Origin of the sequence: Massilia mucilaginosa (assembly GCF_011682145.1) — a bacterium.
GTDB classification, from domain to species: Bacteria; Pseudomonadota; Gammaproteobacteria; order Burkholderiales; family Burkholderiaceae_D; genus Telluria_A; species Telluria_A mucilaginosa.
In genome coordinates this window covers 20098-38916 of sequence record NZ_WHJH01000033.1, presented here as the reverse complement: position 1 = coordinate 38916, position 18819 = coordinate 20098, and the positions used below count along the sequence as shown (strand labels likewise).

At 64.7% G+C, this 18819-nt stretch carries 22 protein-coding genes; 21 read left to right on the top strand and 1 reads right to left on the bottom strand.

Annotation, left to right across the window (positions count from 1 at the left end; all coding sequences use genetic code 11):
• Positions 1–7 precede the first annotated feature (7 nt).
• From F2P45_RS22310 to arsH, 21 genes are all read left to right on the top strand, one after another.
• The gene (locus F2P45_RS22310) at positions 8–1780 is read left to right on the top strand and encodes a DUF1302 domain-containing protein (protein ID WP_166880061.1); all 1773 of its coding nucleotides are present in this window, start codon (positions 8–10) and stop codon (positions 1778–1780) included.
• A 163-nt stretch (positions 1781–1943) separates the two neighbouring features.
• On the top strand, positions 1944–2732 hold the full coding sequence (locus F2P45_RS22305; protein ID WP_229505229.1) for an urease accessory protein UreD: 789 nt from the start codon (positions 1944–1946) through the stop codon (positions 2730–2732).
• A 17-nt stretch (positions 2733–2749) separates the two neighbouring features.
• Positions 2750–3052: an urease subunit gamma gene (locus F2P45_RS22300; RefSeq protein ID WP_166880058.1), complete on the top strand. Its 303-nt coding sequence runs from the start codon at positions 2750–2752 to the stop codon at positions 3050–3052.
• Between the two features lie 13 nt (positions 3053–3065).
• Positions 3066–3389 carry an urease subunit beta gene (locus F2P45_RS22295; RefSeq protein WP_166880056.1) on the top strand — a complete coding sequence of 108 codons (324 nt, stop codon included), beginning with the start codon at positions 3066–3068 and terminating at the stop codon, positions 3387–3389.
• Between the two features lies 1 nt (position 3390).
• Positions 3391–5091 carry an urease subunit alpha gene (gene ureC / locus F2P45_RS22290; protein ID WP_166880054.1) on the top strand — a complete coding sequence of 567 codons (1701 nt, stop codon included), beginning with the start codon at positions 3391–3393 and terminating at the stop codon, positions 5089–5091.
• A gap of 12 nt (positions 5092–5103) precedes the next feature.
• Positions 5104–5622, top strand: a complete 519-nt coding sequence (gene ureE / locus F2P45_RS22285) for an urease accessory protein UreE (RefSeq protein WP_166880052.1) — start codon at positions 5104–5106, stop codon at positions 5620–5622.
• The gene (locus F2P45_RS22280) at positions 5619–6284 is read left to right on the top strand and encodes an urease accessory protein UreF (RefSeq protein ID WP_166880050.1); all 666 of its coding nucleotides are present in this window, start codon (positions 5619–5621) and stop codon (positions 6282–6284) included. Before ureE ends, F2P45_RS22280 begins: the two co-directional genes overlap by 4 nt.
• A gap of 23 nt (positions 6285–6307) precedes the next feature.
• The gene (ureG, locus tag F2P45_RS22275) at positions 6308–6922 is read left to right on the top strand and encodes an urease accessory protein UreG (RefSeq protein ID WP_166880048.1); all 615 of its coding nucleotides are present in this window, start codon (positions 6308–6310) and stop codon (positions 6920–6922) included.
• Positions 6923–7010: 88 nt separating this feature from the next.
• Positions 7011–7877: a transposase gene (locus tag F2P45_RS22270; protein ID WP_223164809.1), complete on the top strand. Its 867-nt coding sequence runs from the start codon at positions 7011–7013 to the stop codon at positions 7875–7877.
• Entirely contained in the window at positions 7865–8203 is a 339-nt protein-coding gene (locus F2P45_RS35735) for a hypothetical protein (RefSeq protein WP_223164808.1), read from the top strand. Before F2P45_RS22270 ends, F2P45_RS35735 begins: the two co-directional genes overlap by 13 nt.
• 199 nt (positions 8204–8402) lie before the next feature.
• Positions 8403–8678, top strand: coding sequence for a hypothetical protein (locus F2P45_RS22265; RefSeq protein WP_166880046.1), 276 nt, complete (start codon positions 8403–8405; stop codon positions 8676–8678).
• A 501-nt stretch (positions 8679–9179) separates the two neighbouring features.
• Positions 9180–9593: a type IV pilin protein gene (locus tag F2P45_RS22260; protein ID WP_166880111.1), complete on the top strand. Its 414-nt coding sequence runs from the start codon at positions 9180–9182 to the stop codon at positions 9591–9593.
• Positions 9587–10063 carry a GspH/FimT family pseudopilin gene (locus F2P45_RS22255; protein ID WP_267877368.1) on the top strand — a complete coding sequence of 159 codons (477 nt, stop codon included), beginning with the start codon at positions 9587–9589 and terminating at the stop codon, positions 10061–10063. The genes F2P45_RS22260 and F2P45_RS22255 overlap by 7 nt, the downstream gene beginning before the upstream one ends.
• Positions 10060–10674, top strand: a complete 615-nt coding sequence (locus tag F2P45_RS22250; RefSeq protein WP_166880043.1) for a type IV pilus modification PilV family protein — start codon at positions 10060–10062, stop codon at positions 10672–10674. Before F2P45_RS22255 ends, F2P45_RS22250 begins: the two co-directional genes overlap by 4 nt.
• Before the next feature lie 10 nt (positions 10675–10684).
• Complete coding sequence (locus tag F2P45_RS22245) at positions 10685–11800, top strand: PilW family protein (RefSeq protein WP_166880109.1); 1116 nt, start codon at positions 10685–10687, stop codon at positions 11798–11800.
• Positions 11797–12342, top strand: coding sequence for a pilus assembly PilX family protein (locus tag F2P45_RS22240; protein WP_166880041.1), 546 nt, complete (start codon positions 11797–11799; stop codon positions 12340–12342). The genes F2P45_RS22245 and F2P45_RS22240 overlap by 4 nt, the downstream gene beginning before the upstream one ends.
• A 14-nt stretch (positions 12343–12356) precedes the next feature.
• A complete protein-coding gene (locus F2P45_RS22235) occupies positions 12357–15743 on the top strand; it encodes a pilus assembly protein (protein WP_166880039.1) in 3387 nt (1128 codons plus the stop codon).
• Positions 15744–15810: 67 nt separating this feature from the next.
• Positions 15811–16329: a hypothetical protein gene (locus F2P45_RS22230; RefSeq protein WP_223164807.1), complete on the top strand. Its 519-nt coding sequence runs from the start codon at positions 15811–15813 to the stop codon at positions 16327–16329.
• A 148-nt stretch (positions 16330–16477) separates the two neighbouring features.
• A complete protein-coding gene (locus F2P45_RS36350; RefSeq protein WP_229505227.1) occupies positions 16478–17158 on the top strand; it encodes a HupE/UreJ family protein in 681 nt (226 codons plus the stop codon).
• 83 nt (positions 17159–17241) lie between these two features.
• Positions 17242–17598 carry an arsenate reductase (glutaredoxin) gene (gene arsC / locus F2P45_RS22220; RefSeq protein ID WP_166880035.1) on the top strand — a complete coding sequence of 119 codons (357 nt, stop codon included), beginning with the start codon at positions 17242–17244 and terminating at the stop codon, positions 17596–17598.
• Positions 17599–17613: 15 nt separating this feature from the next.
• The gene (arsH, locus tag F2P45_RS22215; RefSeq protein WP_166880106.1) at positions 17614–18342 is read left to right on the top strand and encodes an arsenical resistance protein ArsH; all 729 of its coding nucleotides are present in this window, start codon (positions 17614–17616) and stop codon (positions 18340–18342) included.
• Here the strand turns inward: arsH and F2P45_RS22210 are convergent.
• Positions 18339–18725, bottom strand: a complete 387-nt coding sequence (locus F2P45_RS22210) for a diacylglycerol kinase family protein (protein ID WP_166880033.1) — start codon at positions 18723–18725, stop codon at positions 18339–18341. The genes arsH and F2P45_RS22210 overlap by 4 nt on opposite strands.
• Between the last annotated feature and the right edge of the window lie 94 nt (positions 18726–18819).

The following is an 18819-nucleotide window of genomic DNA, read 5'->3' as shown; positions in this document are numbered from 1 at the left end:
GTCATACATGCATAGCACCGCGCGCCGGCACGTTCACGCCGCATTCACGGCCGCCGTTTTGGCGAGCGCGCTGCCCGCGTACGCGCTCGAGACGCAAGTGAGCGGGCGGCTCAGTTTTGGCGCCAGCTTCCGCACCGAGGATCCGGCTGCGCATATGCTCGTTGCATACAACGCGCAGGCGCTCGGACTGTCCGGCCTTGCCAGCGCGGGCCAGAACAGCGATGACGCCAACCTGAATTTCCGGCGTGGCGACGCCGTCACGCGTGCGCTCAAGGGCTATGTGGACCTGGCCGCTGCCGAAGGCAACTTCAGCGCGCTGGTGCGCGTCAAGGCATGGCACGACTTCGCCCTGAGCGACCATGCGCGCGCGTGGGGCAACAGCATCAACGGCTACGCCGCCGGCCAGCCGCTGGGCGACGCCGGCGGCGCGCGGCTGTCGCGCTTTTCGGGCGTGGCGCTGGGCGATGCCTTTCTCCAGCATAGTGCGCACATCGGGGACGTGCGGGCCCTGACCCGCCTCGGGCGGCAGTCGCTGGCGTGGGGTGAGCGCAGCGGCTTTGCCGGTGGCCTCGCTGCGCTCAACCCGGCCGACTTCCCGGCGCGTCGGCGTGCCGACGCCGTGCCGCAGGAAACCCTGGTGCCGGCCCCCATGCTGTTCGCGCGGCTGGAGGCGGGTAGCGGCTTGGGCGTCGAAGGCTTTTACCAGTTCAGCTTCCGGCCGTCGGTGCCGGACCTGTGCGGCACCTTCTGGTCCGGCACCGACTACATGGCGCAAGGCTGCAACCTGGCTTTCGCAGGTCCGATGACGGCGAGCGACCGGACTCGCCTGGCTGGCCGCGCCTATGTCGAACGCATGGACAATCCGGCACCGTCCGACGACCGCCAGTACGGAGCGGCGCTGACGTGGAAGTCGCTGCCGCTGGCGATGGATGTGGGCTTGTATCACGCGCGCTACACCGGCAGCACCCCCTTGCCTGGCGTGCGCAAGGCGCAGCGGCCCGGCTTGGGCCTGATCGCAGGCGATCCGGATGGCAGGAACATGCGCTACTTCACCGAGTACGCGGGCGACATTGCCATGACGGCGCTGACTGTGATGCGCCGGCGCGCGCACGGGAGCGTGTTCGGAGAGCTGGCATGGCGCGCCAACCAGCCCTTGCAGCTGCCGCCCGGCGACACCTTGCCGGCACTGCTCAATCCCACCTTTCCATCGCTGCTGCGCAAGGAGGTCGATGCGGTGTCGCCTGGCGCGCTGTATCACACCTATGACCGCTACCGCACCGTCCAGCTTCAGGCGGGCGCGCAGCGGGGCTGGCCGCGCGTCGGCGGCGTCGCCCTGAGCGCCCTTGGCGAAGTCGTGGTCAAGCATGTCGCCGGGCTACCCGATCCGTCCGTGCGGCGCTACGGACGGGTCGACCAGTACGGCAATGGCCCGGTCAACGGGACTTGCATCGTCACTTCCATCGACGCCGCCCGCCAGTGCAGCAGCGATGGATATGTCACGCCGAGCGCGTATTCGTATCGCATACGGGTGGATGCGCGCGTGGCCCACGCAAGGGCGGGGCTGAATCTGCACGCATGGGCGCAGCTCCAGCACGATGTGAAGGGCTGGTCGTACGACTTCATGCTCAACGAAGGGCGGCGCACCGCGAACATGGGCGTGCGCATGGAATACCTGAAGCGCTACGTCGCCGAAGTCGTGTATGTGCCGGTATGGGGCGGCGTCTACAACACGCAGGTGGACCGCGACGTGGTGGCGGTGTCGATGGGCGTCAAGTTCTAATGCACCACGGCGGTGCGTGCGCGCCGCGGCGGTGCGCCCGATCACCGGCGGCGGGCGCGCCGCACCGTGAACGTGCCCCGCACGCTGGCACGCATCCTGCTATTTCAACGGTATGCGAGATTGCCACCCGACCGAACCGACCCACAGTGCATGGCAAGCCAGCTTGCGGCTGCGTTTCGCCGACGATGCCGGCACCACGCGGCTGATGGAGCGTGTCCACAGCGGGCCGCTGCGGGTGCAAAAGCCGCTGTATCCGGAAGGCGCGCGCATCTGCCACGCGATCATCGTCCATCCACCCGGTGGCGTGGTGGGTGGCGACCGGCTGTCGGTGAACGTATCGGCCGGCGCATCCGCGCACGCTTTCCTGACCTCGCCCGGCGCCACCAAGTGGTACCGGGCCAACGGCAAGGTCTCGCGCCAGGACGTGACGATCGACGCCGGCGCCGGCGCGGCCGTCGAGTGGATGCCGCAGGAAGCCATTTTCTTCAACGGCGCCCATGTGGCGCTCGAACAACGGGTCGAGCTGGCGTTCGATGCCAGCTACATCGGCTGCGACATCCTGTGCCTGGGCCGGCGCGCCTCCGGCGAGACCTTCGACAGCGGCTCAATCACCCAGCACACCCAGATCCGCCGTGGCGGCAAGCTGCTGTGGTGGGAGCAGGGCGCGCTGCGCGGCGGCAGCGCGGCCATGCACAGCCCCCTGGGACTGAATCGCGCGAGCGTGTGCGCCACCCTGGTCGGGGTGGGCAAGCCGGCCGGCGCCGCGCTGATCGACGCCATGCGCGCACTCGACCCGGGCCTCGGCGTCACCCAGATCAAATCGGTGTTCGTCGCGCGCTACCTGGGCGACGACAGCGAAAGCGCGCGCCGCGTCATGTTCGGCGTGTGGCAAATGCTGCGCCCCCATTTGCTCGGGTGCGCCGCGCCGCTGCCGCGCATCTGGAACACCTAGAAAAGAGGAGACGATCCATGGACCTGACCCCGCGCGAAAAAGACAAGCTGCTGATCTTCACCGCCGCCTTGCTGGCCGAACGGCGCATGGCGCGCGGCCTCAAACTCAATTATCCGGAAGCGGTGGCCTTGATCAGCGCCGCCATCATGGAGGGCGCGCGCGACGGCAGGACGGTCGCGCAGCTGATGTCCGACGGCGCCGCCATCTTGACGCGCGCCGACGTCATGGACGGCATCGCCGAGATGATCCCCGACATCCAGGTCGAGGCGACTTTCCCGGACGGCAGCAAGCTGGTGACCGTCCACAACCCGATTCCCTGAGAGCGAGACGAGCATGATACCTGGCGAATACCTGCTGGCCGACGGCGACATTGAACTCAACGCCGGCCGCGCCACCCGCACCGTGGTCGTGGCCAACAGCGGCGACCGGCCGATCCAGGTCGGCTCGCACTTTCACTTCTTCGAAGTCAATACCGCGCTGCGCTTCGCGCGCAGCGCGGCGATCGGCATGCGGCTCAATATCGCCTCCGGCACCGCCGTGCGCTTCGAACCGGGCCAGCAGCGCACCGTGGAACTGGTTGCGCTCGGTGGCGACCGGATGGTGTTCGGCTTTAACGGCCTGGTGATGGGCGAACTGCCGCCGCAAGGGAGCGACTGAGATGCCGTCCATCAGCCGCCGCGCCTATGCCGACATGTTCGGCCCCACCACGGGAGACCGCATCCGCCTGGCCGACACCGACCTGTTCATCGAGATCGAACGCGACTTCGCCATCCATGGCGAAGAAGTCAAGTTCGGCGGCGGTAAAACCATCCGCGACGGCATGGGCCAGTCGCAACGGCTGCACGCCGAGGTGATGGACACCGTGATCACTAACGCCGTCATCGTCGACCACTGGGGCATCGTCAAGGCCGATATCGGCCTCAAGAATGGCCTGATCGCGGCCATCGGCAAGGCCGGCAACCCGGATGTGCAGCCAGGCGTCACCATGGCCATCGGCGGCGCCACCGAAATCATCGCCGGCGAGGGCATGATCGTCACCGCCGGCGGGGTCGATACGCACATCCATTTCATCTGCCCGCAGCAGATCGAAGAAGCGCTCATGAGCGGCATCACCACCATGATCGGCGGCGGCACCGGGCCTGCGACCGGCACCGCGGCCACCACCTGCACGCCGGGGCCGTGGCATCTGCACGCGATGCTGGCGGCGGCCGACGCCTTTCCGATGAACCTGGGCTTCATGGGCAAGGGGAACGTGAGCCTGCCAGGGCCGCTGGAGGAGCAGGTGCTGGCAGGCGCAATTGGCCTGAAACTGCACGAAGACTGGGGCAGCACCCCGGCCGCCATCGACAACTGCCTGGCGGTGGCCGAGCGCATGGACGTACAGGTGGCGCTGCATTCGGATACGCTCAACGAAGGCGGCTTTTTGGAGACCACGCTGGACGCCTTCAAGGACCGCACCATCCACACCTTCCATACCGAAGGCGCGGGCGGCGGCCATGCGCCGGACATCATCGCCGCCGTCGGCCAGGAGAACGTGCTGCCGTCGTCGACCAATCCGACCCGGCCCTTCACCGTCAACACGCTCGACGAGCATCTCGACATGCTGATGGTGTGCCACCACCTCGACCCGGCCATTGCCGAAGACGTGGCGTTCGCCGAGTCGCGCATCCGGCGCGAGACCATCGCCGCCGAGGATATCCTGCACGACCTGGGCGCGATCTCGATGATGTCGTCCGACTCGCAAGCCATGGGGCGCGTGGGCGAGGTGATCATGCGCACCTGGCAGACCGCCCACAAGATGAAGCAGCAGCGCGGTGCGCTGGCGCCCGACACGGCGCGCAACGACAACTTCCGCGTCAAGCGCTATATCGCCAAGTACACCATCAATCCGGCCATCACGCACGGCGTGTCGCACGCGGTCGGCTCGCTGGAAGTGGGCAAGATCGCCGATATCGTGCTGTGGAAACCGGCGTTTTTCGGCGTCAAGCCGTCGCTCATTCTCAAGGGCGGCATGATCGCGGCGGCGCAGATGGGCGATCCGAACGCCTCGATACCCACGCCGCAGCCGGTGCACTACCGCATGATGTTCGGCGCCTTCGGCGGCGGGCTCAAAAAGTCGTTCACCTTCGTCTCGCAAGCGGCCTACGATGCCGGCATCGGCCGGCAACTGGGCTTGAACAAGACGCTCATTCCCGTGCACGGCATGCGCCACCTGCGCAAGCGCGACATGATCCACAACGGCGCCACGCCCTGCATGGAAGTCGATCCCGAAACCTACGAAGTGCGCGCCGACGGCCAGTTGCTGGTCTGCGAAGCCGCCGTCGTGCTGCCGATGGCGCAGCGCTATTTCCTGTTCTGAGAGAACCCTGTGATGATGACATTGCATACCAAGCTGGCCGACGCCGACCGCATCGACGATGAACTGGTGCTGGCCTACGACCAGCGCGAAAAATGCCGCCTGCGCGCGCGCCTGGTGTCGGGCGACGACGTGGCGCTGTTCATGGTGCGCGGCACGGTGCTGCGCGACGGCGAGCTGCTGACGGGAGCCGACGGTCGCGTGGTGCGCATTGTCGCCGCCAGCGAACCGACCTACGTCGTCCATTGCGACACGCCCTTGACCATGGCGCGCTGCGCTTTCCACCTGGGTAACCGGCACACGCAGGCGCAGATCGGCGCGGGCTTCCTGCGCATCCGGGTCGATCCGGTGCTCAGGGAGATGGTGGAGGGCCTGGGCGCGCGCGTCGAGCAGGAGAACGCGCCGTTCGAGCCGGAGGCGGGAGCGTACGCGGGCGCGGGGCACAGCCACGGTCACGGCCACGATCGCCATCCGCTGGCGCCGGTGCCGCTGCGCCAGAAGATCCACCGTCCGAGCGATCCGGCACCGGCATGAACGCGGCCGCGCTGCTGCACCTGCTGCAGTTCGCCAGCCCGGCGCTGCCGATCGGCGGCTACAGCTATTCGCAAGGACTGGAAGCGGCGCTCGAGGCGGGCCTGGTCACGGACGCCGACAGCGCCCGCGCGTGGATCGCGCGCCACCTCGGCGAGGTCGTGGCGCAGTGGGATGCGCCGCTGTTCTGGCGCCTGCTCAAGGCCTTCGAGGCGCATGACGATGCCTCGGTGGCCTTGTGGAGCGAGCGTTTCCTGGCCTCGCGCGACAGTGCGGAGTTCCGCGGCGAGACCATCCAGATGGGCTACTCGCTCACGCGCCTGATCGCGGAGCTGGGCGTGGCCGACGTGACCTCGCTCGGCCCCGAGGTGGCGCTGCCGACCGCTTTTGCCTGCGCGGTCGACGCCCTTGGCATACCGCACGAGGAAGCGCTGCTGGCCATGCTGTTCTCGTGGATCGAAAACCAGGTGCTGGTGTGCGTCAAGTCGGTGCCGCTGGGGCAGGTGGCGGGCCAGCGCATGCTGCTGTCGCTGCGCGCCGACATCGAGCAGGCGGCGCGGCGCGCGCAAACGCTGGGCGACGAGGCAATGTCGAACTGGTCGCCCGGCCTGTCCATGCTGTCGATGCGGCACGAGGTGCAGCACGGCAGGTTGTACCGATCATGATAATCAAGGAAGAGAGACAGGAAATGACATCGAATCCCCTGCGGGTCGGCATTGGCGGCCCGGTTGGTTCCGGCAAGACGGCGCTGTGCGAAATGCTTTGCAAAAGCATGCGCGATCAGTACGACATGGCGGTCATCACGAATGACATCTACACCCGCGAAGACATGGAGATCCTGCTGCGCGCCGGTGCGCTGCCGGCCGAGCGCCTGATGGGCGTGGAAACCGGCGGCTGCCCGCACACGGCAATCCGCGAGGATGCCTCGATCAACCTGGAAGCCATCGCGCGCATGCAGGCCGATTTTCCCGACCTGGACCTGATCCTGATCGAGTCCGGCGGCGACAACCTGGCGGCCACCTTCAGCCCCGAACTGTCGGACCTGACCCTGTACGTGATCGACGTGGCCGGCGGCGAGAAGATCCCGCGCAAGGGTGGTCCGGGCATCACCCGCTCGGATCTGCTGATCATCAACAAAACCGACCTGGCGCCGCATGTGGGGGCCAATCTCGACATCATGGCGCACGATGCCAGGCGCCAGCGCGGCGAGCGTCCCTTCATTTTCACCAACCTGCGCAGCGGCGAAGGCGTGCAGGCCGTGGTGGCCTTCATCCGCGAACAGGGCCTGCTCGATGCCAGCTAAGAGCCACCCCTTTCAAGGTGTATCCGGCACTAACTTCAGTCTGACATGTTCAAGGTGTTTTGAGACATGTTCAGGAGTAATACCATGAATGGGCTTGCGTCCTTCATTGCACGCAGCGGCCAAAGCCTATGCGAATCTGCCAGTATCGGTCACTGCTCTGTATGACAAGATTAATCATGCGGATATCAACGTAATCAGGGCATTGATCCAAGGCAGTCAATACCGCCTTGGTCCGGTCATGCATGCGATGCAGCCGACCCAAGCGGCGAGCGTGGAAGGCTATCGCCTGTGCATCGTGGACGGCAACCATCTTCCGGCCAGCGAGAAACGGCTCAAGCCGCTGCGCCAGTTCCGCGGCGCGGCCTTGCCGGGACATTCGCTGGTGGTGTATGACCCCGATTGCGGGCTGGTGATCGATATCTTGCCTTGCGAGGATGCGCACGCACAGGAGCGTGCCTGCATGGCGCCGCTGCTTGAACGCGCACAGCCGGGCGAACTGTGGATCGCCGATCGTAATTTCAGCACCAAGTCCGTTCCCGCGGGCTGGCATCGGCGAGGTAGTGCCTTCATCGTACGCGAGCATAGGCGCACGCCCAACCCCACCGCTGGAGGCACGCCGCATGTCTGCGGACGGGTCGACACCGGGCTTGTCTACGAACAATCCGTCAGTATGAACACCAAGGAGGAAGGACAAGTACCGTTGCGCCGCATTGAACTGCAACTCGATAAACCAACTGATGACGGCGATACGGTGATCCGGCTGCTGAGCAATCTGCCAACGTCGACCTTCAGCGCCGAAGATATCGCCACTCTCTACCGTAGGCGCTGGCGTATCGAAAATATGTTCCAGCGCCTCGAATCTGCCTTGAACAGTGAGATGACAACGCTGGGTCACCCGCATGCCGCCTTGCTTGCATTTGGCGTGCCGTGCTGGCGCATAACGTGCTCGCAGTGATCGAACGCGTCATCATGATCCGCCACCAACTGGAGGCGGGCGGCGAGATCGAACTATCGGTCTTTTATCTGGCGCTGGGGGTAAAAGCCGCTTATGAATGCATGATGATTGCCTTACCCAACGGTGAGTGGCGTGCATACGACAACCTCGATGCATGCCAGTTGGCGGACTTGATGCTGCAAGCGGCGGCACATGTCGACCCGAAAAGACGGCGCAAACACAAACGCGGTCCGAAGGCGCGGGAAAAGCCGGGCTACGTGTCTGGCGCCGAAGCGCGCAAACACGTCTCTACTGCACGGGTTCTGAAGCAGGGCCTGATCGTATGAGGACCTTGAAAGGGGTGGCTCTAAGATCTTGTCGACAACGTGTTGCAGCCGCAGCCCTGGAGCGATGCCGCTCACGGTGTTCACGGCCGCTTGTCGCGCCTGCCATCGTTCAGGGCGATCTTCCATTGGGCGCTTGCAAGTTCCAGCGACACGGCGCATCGACAGACAGTCCGATCGGGACTGCTCAGGATAGTCGCCAGTGCCCAAGGGCAGCGTTGTGCCAGACCTGGTGGTCGACGCCGAGCGCGGCAGGGTTTACCTGGCCGATGTGGCCTCCGCCACGAATCTGTCGGTGCATATCGACAGCGGCAAGGTGCGCCTCTTCAGCGGCCAACCGTCGCTGCAGGCCGAGCCGGAGGCGCGCATGCGGGCCGATGGAATACTCACACATTCCCACAGCAAGCCGACCAGCACCGGCCTCAATCCGCTAACCCTGTCAAGAAAAGCGGCGACACACTTCATTACGGCGCCATGAATGGCTCGCGCTGGCCACGGCGCTGCTGCGTGAAGCGCCGTGGCCAGCGAGGGCACCGCGCGGGGTGCGCCTGCAACCATTTCTTTACCAATCTGAACGAGAGCGGCATCGACTGGCTCGACCACACATGCCGCTTGCGTCCGCTCGTGCGCGACCCTCTGCTGCACTGGCCCGACAGCGTGCGAGTCGGCGCTGGCTCATGGCTGCATATCGCGGTCAACCAGCTGCGCAAGACGCCCGCGTTCAGCGGCGCGGCCGGCACCCCGGGGCACCGGCCACCGACGCCCGCGGCGCCACCCCCTTTTCAGTGCCTTCGGGGCCGCGCGCATGAGTCTGAATTGTTAAATCAATGGAAAAATTAGCCAAAATCTAATTGCATTAAAAGCAACCTTCATCTGTGCGATTGTCAGCAAACTGTCAGCTAATATTTCTTCAATGGAAGAGAATCAAGGTCTATACTCGGCAACATCAGAGTGATTATTCACTTCAGAGGAGCCGAAAATGACCTCACCAAGCAAGCCTGGGAAACGCAGCAGCGGCGGGTTTACCCTGATTGAACTGATGATTTGCGTGGTGGTGATCGGCATCCTGTCCGCCATCGCCTATCCTTCGTACACGCGGCACGTGGTGGCCGCCCAGCGCAGCGCGGCCCAGACCCATCTGCTGCAGATGGCCGCCAAACAGACCGATTACCTCGCCTCCAGCAGAACCTTCGGCACATTGGCCGAGATCACAGCACTGGTGGAGGTACCGCCGGCCGTGGCCACGCGCTACACCCTGAGCGTGACCCTGACCGATGGCCCGCCGCCAGGCTATACCATCACCGCCACCCCCAAGGTCGGCGGTACGCAGGCGAACGACGTGGTCTTAACCCTCACCAGCAGCGGCGCCAAAACGCCGAACGACAAATGGTAGCCCGGGCGCAGCCGCGCCAAGGCGGCTTTACTGTGCTCGAGTTAATGGCCGTGATATCCGTACTTGCGGTACTTGGTGCGATAGCCGCGCCCGGCTTCAGCGAAATGCTGGGCAAGAGCCGTTTGCGCAGTGCCAGCTCCGACTTGTTAACCGCCATGCTGCGTGCGCGCAGCGAGGCGATCGACCGCCGGGTCGATGTGACGGTACGCGCCACGACCGAAGGCGCCTGGCACAGCGGCTGGTCGATTTCCGATCCGAGCAACCCGGGCGGCCTGATCGAATCGTACAGCCCGGTGGTGAACGCCACCATCAGCGGACCGGCCAGCGTGACCTTCAAGGCCAACGGCCGTCTGCGCCCCGGCCAGAGGCCGAGCTTCGAATTTTCGGCCAACGGGGTTGCCACGCGCCTGTGCCTGCAGCTCGACCTGAGCGGCCGCCCGGTCCAGAAAAAAACCGCCTGCACATCATGAACACCACCTCCTCCCCGCGCCGCCAGAGCGGCACTACCCTCATCGAAGTGCTGGTCACCTTGCTCATGCTGGCCTTTGGCCTGCTCGGCCTGGGCGCCTTTCAAACGAAAGCCCAGGTCGGCTCGATCGAAGCATACCACCGCGCCCAGGCCGTGGTGCTGCTGGAAGACATCCAGGGGCGCATGCACGGCAGCACCTTAGCCGACGTGCCGCTGTTCGTCACCACCACCCCGCTTGGCACCGGCGACGACTTCGCGGCCGATGTCGATTGCAGCTTGGAGGCGGTGGGCGCGAACCGCGACCGCTGCGAGTGGAGCCGTGCGCTTAAGGGCGCGGCCGAGGTCAAGACGGGTTCAAGCGGCTCGTCGAATATCGGCGCCATGACCGGCGCGCGCGGTTGCGTGACCGAGGTCCAGGCGATGAACAACGTGCGCGGCGTGTGCAGCCCGGGCATCTATATGGTCAGCGTGGCGTGGCAGGGTTTACATCCGATCAAGACCCCTAGCCTGGCGTGCGGCAAGGACCTGTATGGCGCCGACACCCACCGCCGCGCCATCGCGGTGCAGGTCACGGTTGGCCTGCCTTTGTGCAACCCTACACCCGTGAACTGAGGTGGCCATCATGAACCGCACCCCAATACTGCACAGCCGCGGTTTCACGCTGATTGAACTGATGGTCGCCATGACCATCAGTCTGATACTGCTGGCCGGCATGGCCAGCCTGTTCGTCCAGAACAGCCGCACCCAGATCGAAATTGAGGCGTCCAACCGCAAGATCGAAAATGGGCGCTATGGCGTGCAGACGCTGGCCGGCGATATCCGCAATGCCGGCTATTTCGGCGAATTCGATCCGGGCCGCCTGATCAGTCCTGTGACCATGCCCGACCCGTGCGCCACCGATCTGACCCTGGTGCGCGCCGCCCTGCCGGTGCCGGTGCAGGGCTTGGACAATGCCACGGCGACCCAGCTCTCGTGCATCAGCGACCTGAAGGTGGGCACCGACGTGCTGGTGATCCGCCGCGTCGAAACCTGCTTGCCAGGCGAGCTCAGCTGCGATCCGGTGAGCGAGGGCGGCGCCTTTTTCCAGGCCTCGCTGTGCTTCGATAATCCGGACGAGCTGGCCTCGGCCGACCCGCTCAAATCGTTCGACCTCGATACCAGGGAAAGCGGCCTGACCCGCCACGGGCGCGACTGCAGCGCCACCAACGCCGGAACCCTGGTGCCGGTGCGGCGCTACCTGACCCACATCTACTTCGTGGCCAACAACGACAACGACAACGATGGCATTCCAACCTTGAAACGCGCGGTCCTCGGCACCAATGCAGGCGGCGACCTGGCCTTCACGATCCAGCCGCTGGTGGAAGGCATCGAAAACCTGCAACTTGAGTACGGCCTGGACCGCGACGACCCGGCTATTGCCGCCACTGTCGGCCCGGCCGCCCCGCTGTTCGCCGACGGTACCGCCGACCTGTACAACAGCAACCCCGCCACGGCCAACGATTGTGGCGACGAACTGTGCGCGGTAGCCAACTGGCGCAGCGTGGTCGCGGTCAAGCTGAATTTGTTGGCACGCAATATCGCGCCCTCGATAGGCTACGTCGACAGCAATAGCTATGTACTGGGTAACCTGGCCAGCGGCCGGCCCAACACAGTGGCCGCCGCTAATGACAGATATAAACGCAATGTCTTTCAATCCCTTGTAGCCATGCCCAACCTTGCCGGTAGGAGAGTCAAATGACTAAGCGCAATCAACAGGGTATGGCCCTGATCACGTCCTTGATCATGCTCGTGGTGCTGACCATGCTGGCCCTGACCAGTTTTAATCTCGGCAAATCGAACCTGATCGTGGTCGGCAATATGCAGCAACGCGACGGGGCGATTGCGGCGGCGCGCGGGGTGATCGAAGAGGTCATCAGCAACAAGCGCTTTGCCAGCGACAGCGCCAACACGCTCGACAATCCATGCGAGCTGGCCAATCAGCGCTGTATCGATGTGAATGGCGACGAGGTCGCCGATGTGACGGTGGCCATCACCCCGGCGCCGAGCTGCAAAAAAGTACAGGTGATGAAAAATTCCGACCTCGATCTGAACGACGAGGAAGAGCGCAACTGCATGATTTCATCGCCCGACGCGACCAGCGGCGACTCGCTGTGTGCCAACACGGTGTGGGAAGTGCGCGCCGTCGCCACCGACGCGGTGGCCCAGTCGACCGTAGAACTCGTTCAAGGAATCAAAGTGCGGGTGCCCTTGAATGACGTTGAAGACAATTGCCCGATCTAAGATGAGAGGATGCCATGAAAACAGTCCGAAACAACCACGTCATGCGGCTCGCCATCTGCGCCGCCCTGGGCACTTCACCTGTCATGACCCTGGCCGAGGATATCGACATCTTCACGGGAAGATCCGGCGGCAAGGCGATCAATCCACGTGTGCTCATCGTGCTCGACAACACTGCCAACTGGTCAACCGCGAAACAGCACTGGCCCTCGGGCGATAAGCAGGGCTTGTCGGAAGTGAGGGCAATCCGCAGCACGATCGCCGGCATGAATGACCAAATCAACGTCGGCCTGATGGAATTTGTCACTGGCGGCGGCAAGTACGAGGGCGGCTTCGTGCGCTCGCACGTGTTGCCGATGGATGCCAGTAATAAACTGGAGTTCACCAACCATCTCGACACGATCGAAGCGAACTACAGCAAGACGAGCGAAATCATCGGTTCGAACGCGCCGTATGGCGCCCTCATGCACGACGTCTACAATTATTTAGCCGGGGTCGGCGCCACATCGGGCCCGGCCACCCTGGACATTGCCGACGAGCGCGGCTATGCGGAAGGGCACAAGTCCACCTATACCCGCTTCCAGGCGCCCATCACGAGTGCCAATACCTGCGGCAAGAACTTCGTCATCTTCATCAGCAACCCAAGCTCGTCCGGGCCGACCGCCGACAGCACCGCCAATTCCAACGCGCTCAAAGTGCTTTCCAACAATCAAGATAAGGACGGCAACGTGCTGCCTGTGACCCAGCTGCCGCTGCCGAAGCACACCTCGACCAGCGTGACCGAGACCAGCCCGGTGGGCGTGACCAGCACCTGCTATGCCAACGAAACGCTGGCGGTGGCCAGCGTGACCGAGTTCGCCAGTGCGTGCAGCACATTTACCAACGGCTGCGTGGTCGGCGGCGCGACCACCAAGCCGGACAAGGTGTGCGAAGCCGGCAAGAGCGTGTACGAGATCCTGGGCAAGAACATATTCATCACCAACGTGCCGACCGGCACGACCACGACCGACACCGGCCCGGCCAACGCCGACGAGTGGGTCCGCTTCATGCATGACAATGGCATTCCGGTCGACAATTCGGATATCCGCCCGTCCGTGACCACCTATACCATTGACGTCCATAACGCCCAGCCGAACGCGGAAACCACCTCTTTGCTGCTGAGCATGGCGAAAGCCGGCGGCGGCAAGTACTTCAAGGCCACCAACGAGAACGAGATCAAGGCGGCCCTGAAAGTCATCATGACCGAGATCCAGGCGGTGAATACGGCATTCGCCTCGACCAGCCTGCCGGTGAACGCCACCAACCGCTCGCAAAACGAGAACCAGCTGTTCATCGGCATGTTCCGTCCCGATCCAGACGCCGCGCCGCGCTGGTTCGGTAACCTGAAACGCTACCAGCTGATCGGCAATGCCGACGGCATCGGCATCGACCTGGCCGACGCCAGCGGCGTGCCCGCGCTCAATCCGAACACCGGTTTCGTCACCGCCTGCGCCAACAGTAACTGGACCAAGGACAGCGGCGCCTATTGGAGCGGCCTGGGTCTGGATCCGGCGCCGATCAGTACCTGTCCGACCCTGGGGGTGGGCGTGAGTCCGTTTTCCGACGCGCCCGACGGGCCGTTCGTGGAAAAAGGGGCCGCGGCGCAGGTTCTGCGTCAGGGCAACGTTGCCACCGGGGGCAGCAATTCCGCCACGCTCAAGCGCAACATGCTGACCTTGTCGGCCGGCACCCTGGTCCCGTTCACCGCCGTCAATTCCACGCTCGACGAGGATGTGGTCAACTTCATCCGCGGCGAGGATGTCAACAACGAGAAGAAGAATCTCGAGACCACCGGCTCGGCGCGGCCCTCGATCCACGGCGACGTGATCCACTCGCGGCCAATGCCGGTCAATTACGGCACCGCCGCGCTGCCGAACAAGGGCGTCACCGTGTTTTACGGTGGCAATGGCGGTGCCCTGCACGCCATCGATGCCTCGACCGGCGTCGAGCAATGGTCGTTCGTGGCGCCAGAATTCTTCACCAAGCTGGGCCGCCTGAAGAGCAACAGTCCACAGATCTCCTACCCCGGCCTGACGGTCGTGGCGCCAACGCCGGCACCGACGGCCAAGGATTACTTCTTCGATGGTTCGATTGGCCTGTATCAGAATGTGACCGACAGCAAGGTATGGATCTACCCGACCATGCGCCGTGGCGGCCGCATGATCTATGCCCTGGACGTGAGCTCGCCGACGGCACCGGCGTTCAAGTGGAAAGCCGGCTGCGAGACGGACGCCGACAGCACCTGCACCACCGGCATGACCGACATGGGCCAGAGCTGGTCGATGCCACGCGTGATCAAGGTCAAGGGGTACAAGGACGCTACCGGACCGCGTCCGCTGGTCATCGTCGGCGGCGGCTACGACAAGTGTGAGGACGCCAACAAGATCGAGCCCGACTGCGGCGCTACCAAGGGCGGCAAGGTGTACCTGCTCGATGCCGACACCGGTAGCGTGGTGCGCTCGTTCAGCACAGATCGCGGCGTGGCGGCCGACCTTGCCACGGTCGACATCAATAATGACGGCATGGCCGATTATGCCTTCGCGGCCGATATCGGCGGCAGCCTGTACCGCATCGATTTCGTCAACGATCCGTCCAGCCTGAGCGCGCTGGCGAAAGACGACTGGCGCAGCCGCAAGGTGGCCTACACCGCCGGTGCCGGACGCAAATTCCTGTTCGCGCCGGCGGTGGTGGCTGTCGGTACCAAGGCGTATGTGGCGATCGGTTCGGGCGACCGCGAGCATCCGCTCGAGACGCACTATCCGTATGGCGGCGTCGTCAACCGCTTCTACGTGTACCGCGACGACCTGGCGCTGCGCGACGACCTGGCGCTGGGCACGCGCGCTGCGGCGCACAACCTCGACACCGCGCTGGCCGACTACACCGGCAACACCGATTGCAAAAAGGAAGGTGTGCTGCCCGGCTCGTCGATGGTGGGCTGGTTCATGAGCCTGCCGTACAAGGGTGAACAAGTGGTCACCAGCGCGCTGATTGCCGGCGGCATGGTGACCTTCAGCACTAACCGGGCCACGCCGGCGCTCGAAGGCACCTGCTCGAGCACCTTGGGCGAAGCGGCCGGCTACTGGGTCAACCTGTTCAACGGTTCCGGCGCGATCGGGGTCAAGGGCACCTGCGGCGGCGCGCGCCGTACCGGGTTCGTCGGTGGCGGCTTGCCACCGACGCCGGTGGTGGCGCTCGGCGTCAAAGTCGACGGTAAGCGCCGTACCGTGATCATCGGCGCGGCGCAAAAAGGCGCCAGCAGTGTATCGGGCACGCCAGCCACCAGCGCGCCGTACGGCACCCAGCCGCTCGATCCGGTGGTTGGCAACACCCGCAAGCGCGCTTACAGCGCCGTGTCGGGCGAATAAGCAGAGGTGGCGGCCGGCTCATGCCGGCCACCCTGTTGGTTCACTGCTGTTGCAACGGTGCGCTGCCTTGCGCCAAGTCTGGCCAACCGAGCTGTTGCAAGCTACCTTGGCCGCGTTCCGCCGCCGCTGTGGTGCCCAGTTCGAGCAGCTGTTCGTGCAAGTGCTGATGCTGGCGCGCGAGACAGGCATGCTCAAGCTGGGCAAGATTGCTGTTGACGGCAGCAAGGTCAAAGCCAACGCCAGCCGTCACAGCGCGCTGTCGTGGGGTCACATCAAGAAGATCGAGACGCAATTGCAGCAGGAGGTCAAGCAGTTGATGGCGCTGGCGGAAAGCGAGGACCGCAAACAAGTGCCGGACGGCATGGACGTGCCACAGGAAATCGCGCGGCGCCAAGAGCGCCTGGCCGCGTTGGACGAGGCCAGGCGCAAGCTGGAAGAACGTGCGCGGGAACGCGACGCACAAGCACAAACCGAGTACGCGTCCAAGATGTCCAAGCGACGTGCCAAGCGCGAAGCCGGTCGTCAGCCCGGCGGCAAAGTTCCTGAGCCGCCCACCAGCGGGGCCGCAGGACAAGGATCAGATTAACCTGACCGATGAAGAATCACGCATCATGAAAGTGGGCGGCGGTTTCGATCAATGCTACAACGCTCAGGCGGCGCTCGATACAGACAGCATGCTGATCGTGGGCGGCTTCGTTACACAAGCGGGCAACGACAACCAGTAGATTGAACCCATGCTGGCAGTGCTGACCGAGCGCCAGAAGCAGTTGGGGCAGATAAGCCAAGTCCTGGCCGACACCGGCTATTTCAGCGCCGCCAATATCGCCGTCTGTGAAGACGCTGGGATCGTGCCGATGATCGCCATGAAACGCGAGCATCACCATCTGCCAGTGCTGGACCGTTTAACGGAACCTTCGCCGCTACCGCATGATGCGAGCTCCGTCGCGCATGTCGCCTACGCGCATGTCGCCGTCCGCTCTCCCCGATCTACTGGGATAGGCTCTGAGAGAGAACACAGCATGAAAAAGACACTCGCCATCGCACTGTGCCTGCTCGCGCTGCCCGCCGCCGCCCATCCCGGTCACGAGGCCGCGGCCGGATTCGCGGCGGGCTTCGCGCACCCCTTGACCGGGATCGATCATCTGCTGGCCATGCTGGGTGTGGGCTTGTGGAGCCGCCAGCAGGGCAGGGGCACGCTGTTGCCTGCCTTCGTGGTGATGATGGCGCTCGGCGCGGTCGCGCAGGTGGGCATGCAGGTCGAAGCGGGGCTGGCCGCGAGCGTGCCGGCGGCGCTGGTGGCCGGATTCGCGCTGCTGCTGGCGGCGGGATATGCGGCGGGCGGTGCCCGGTTGACGCGCATGGCCGGTGCCGCCATGGCGGCGACAGGGGTGTTCCTGCTCGCCGCCATGGCCTGAGGAAGGACAACGGCTTGTTTTGATGGGTCATTTCGACTATTATTGAAACATCAAAACGAGCCCGCATCGCGCGCGAATCCGCCATGACCATCACGATCTATCACAACGCGCGCTGCAGCAACTCGCGGCGCGCCCTTGAACTCATCCTCGCCAGCGGCTTTGATCCGCACATCATCGACTACCTCGCCGAACCGCCCACGCGCGCCGTGCTGGCAGGCCTGATTGGCCGCGCCGGCCTGTCCGTGCGCGCCGCCATGCGCACCAAGGAACAGGAATACGCCGATCTTGGCCTGGCCGATGCCGCCGACGATGCCCTGCTCGATGCCATGGTGGCCCATCCGACCCTGATCAACCGCCCGTTCGTGGTCACGCCGCTCGGCGTGCGCCTGTGCCGTCCGGGCGACCTGGTACTTGATATCCTGCCGCCGAAGGACGCCTGAATGGACCTGAACGACATGAGCCTGCCGAACCTGGCCGAAGCGCAGTTCGACCTGCCGACGCTGGAGCAACTGGCGCCGCCCGCGCGCTTCGATCATCCGCCGCGCATCCTGCTGCTGTACGGCTCCCTGCGCGAGCGCTCGTTCAGCCGCTTCCTGACTCAAGAAGCGGCGCGCATCCTGGCGCACATGGGTGCCGAGGTCCGGATTTTCGATCCGCACGGCTTGCCCATGACCGACAGCGAAGCGGTCACCCATCCCAAGGTGGCGGAGCTGCGCGCCTTGTCGCTCTGGTCGGAAGGGCAGGTGTGGTGCAGCCCCGAGCGGCATGGCGCGATCACCTCGGTGATGAAAAACCAGATCGACTGGATTCCGCTGGAAGTCGGCTCCACGCGCCCGACCCAGGGACGCACCCTGGCGGTGATGCAGGTGTCGGGCGGCTCGCAGTCGTTCAATACCGTCAACACCCTGCGCCTGCTGGGGCGCTGGATGCGCATGGTGACGATACCGAACCAGTCGTCGGTGCCCAAGGCCTACGAGCAGTTCGACGAAGCGGGGCGCATGAAGCCGTCGCCGTTTTACGACCGCGTGGTCGATGTGATGGAAGAGCTGTTCAAGTTCACCTTGCTGCTGCGCGAGCGCAGCGATTATCTGGTGGAACGCTACAGCGAACGACGGGATGCCGCCCAACGGGATGCCGCCCAACGGGATGCCGCCCAACGGGATGCCGCCCAGCGCCCGGTCTAAAGATATGGCCAGAAGGTCAGGGCGCCGATCAGCACCGCGCCGGCGGCGGCAATGAGCACGCCGCCGGCGCCGATGTCCTTGGCGTGCTTGACGGCGATCGCGTAGCCCGGCGAGACCACGTCGCACACGTATTCGACGGCGGTGTTGATGGTTTCGGCCACCCACACCGCCACCATGGCGGCCACCAGCCAGCGCCAGTCGGCGCTGCTGACATTGAAGTACAGCCCGAGGCCGACCACGATCACGCTGGCGGCCAGGTGCAGCCAGGCGTTGTGCTGGGTCTTGAGCATGAAGACAATGCCCGCGATGGCGTAGCCGAAGCTCTTGGAGCGGGCCGCCAGCGAAAAGCGCTGCGGCGTGCCGACGTTCTTGGTTTCGTTCATGGTGTATCCGTAGGTTTGATCAAGCGCCAGTCCTGCGCTGCGCCGGGACGGCGGGCCGATATGGTCAGCCACGATGTGATGCCGGCGACGCCGC

What these genes read in the sequence shown, in the direction of transcription:
- F2P45_RS22310 (WP_166880061.1), top strand. Translation starts at nt 8, where the DNA reads ATGCATAGCACCGCGCGCCGGCACGTTCACGCCGCATTCACGGCCGCC.
- F2P45_RS22300 (WP_166880058.1), top strand. Translation starts at nt 2,750, where the DNA reads ATGGACCTGACCCCGCGCGAAAAAGACAAGCTGCTGATCTTCACCGCC.
- F2P45_RS22295 (WP_166880056.1), top strand. Translation starts at nt 3,066, where the DNA reads ATGATACCTGGCGAATACCTGCTGGCCGACGGCGACATTGAACTCAAC.
- ureC (WP_166880054.1), top strand. Translation starts at nt 3,391, where the DNA reads ATGCCGTCCATCAGCCGCCGCGCCTATGCCGACATGTTCGGCCCCACC.
- ureE (WP_166880052.1), top strand. Translation starts at nt 5,104, where the DNA reads ATGATGACATTGCATACCAAGCTGGCCGACGCCGACCGCATCGACGAT.
- F2P45_RS22280 (WP_166880050.1), top strand. Translation starts at nt 5,619, where the DNA reads ATGAACGCGGCCGCGCTGCTGCACCTGCTGCAGTTCGCCAGCCCGGCG.
- ureG (WP_166880048.1), top strand. Translation starts at nt 6,308, where the DNA reads ATGACATCGAATCCCCTGCGGGTCGGCATTGGCGGCCCGGTTGGTTCC.
- F2P45_RS22270 (WP_223164809.1), top strand. Translation starts at nt 7,011, where the DNA reads ATGGGCTTGCGTCCTTCATTGCACGCAGCGGCCAAAGCCTATGCGAAT.
- F2P45_RS22260 (WP_166880111.1), top strand. Translation starts at nt 9,180, where the DNA reads ATGACCTCACCAAGCAAGCCTGGGAAACGCAGCAGCGGCGGGTTTACC.
- F2P45_RS22255 (WP_267877368.1), top strand. Translation starts at nt 9,587, where the DNA reads ATGGTAGCCCGGGCGCAGCCGCGCCAAGGCGGCTTTACTGTGCTCGAG.
- F2P45_RS22250 (WP_166880043.1), top strand. Translation starts at nt 10,060, where the DNA reads ATGAACACCACCTCCTCCCCGCGCCGCCAGAGCGGCACTACCCTCATC.
- F2P45_RS22245 (WP_166880109.1), top strand. Translation starts at nt 10,685, where the DNA reads ATGAACCGCACCCCAATACTGCACAGCCGCGGTTTCACGCTGATTGAA.
- F2P45_RS22240 (WP_166880041.1), top strand. Translation starts at nt 11,797, where the DNA reads ATGACTAAGCGCAATCAACAGGGTATGGCCCTGATCACGTCCTTGATC.
- F2P45_RS22235 (WP_166880039.1), top strand. Translation starts at nt 12,357, where the DNA reads ATGAAAACAGTCCGAAACAACCACGTCATGCGGCTCGCCATCTGCGCC.
- F2P45_RS36350 (WP_229505227.1), top strand. Translation starts at nt 16,478, where the DNA reads ATGCTGGCAGTGCTGACCGAGCGCCAGAAGCAGTTGGGGCAGATAAGC.
- arsC (WP_166880035.1), top strand. Translation starts at nt 17,242, where the DNA reads ATGACCATCACGATCTATCACAACGCGCGCTGCAGCAACTCGCGGCGC.
- arsH (WP_166880106.1), top strand. Translation starts at nt 17,614, where the DNA reads ATGAGCCTGCCGAACCTGGCCGAAGCGCAGTTCGACCTGCCGACGCTG.
- F2P45_RS22210 (WP_166880033.1), bottom strand. Translation starts at nt 18,725, where the DNA reads ATGAACGAAACCAAGAACGTCGGCACGCCGCAGCGCTTTTCGCTGGCG.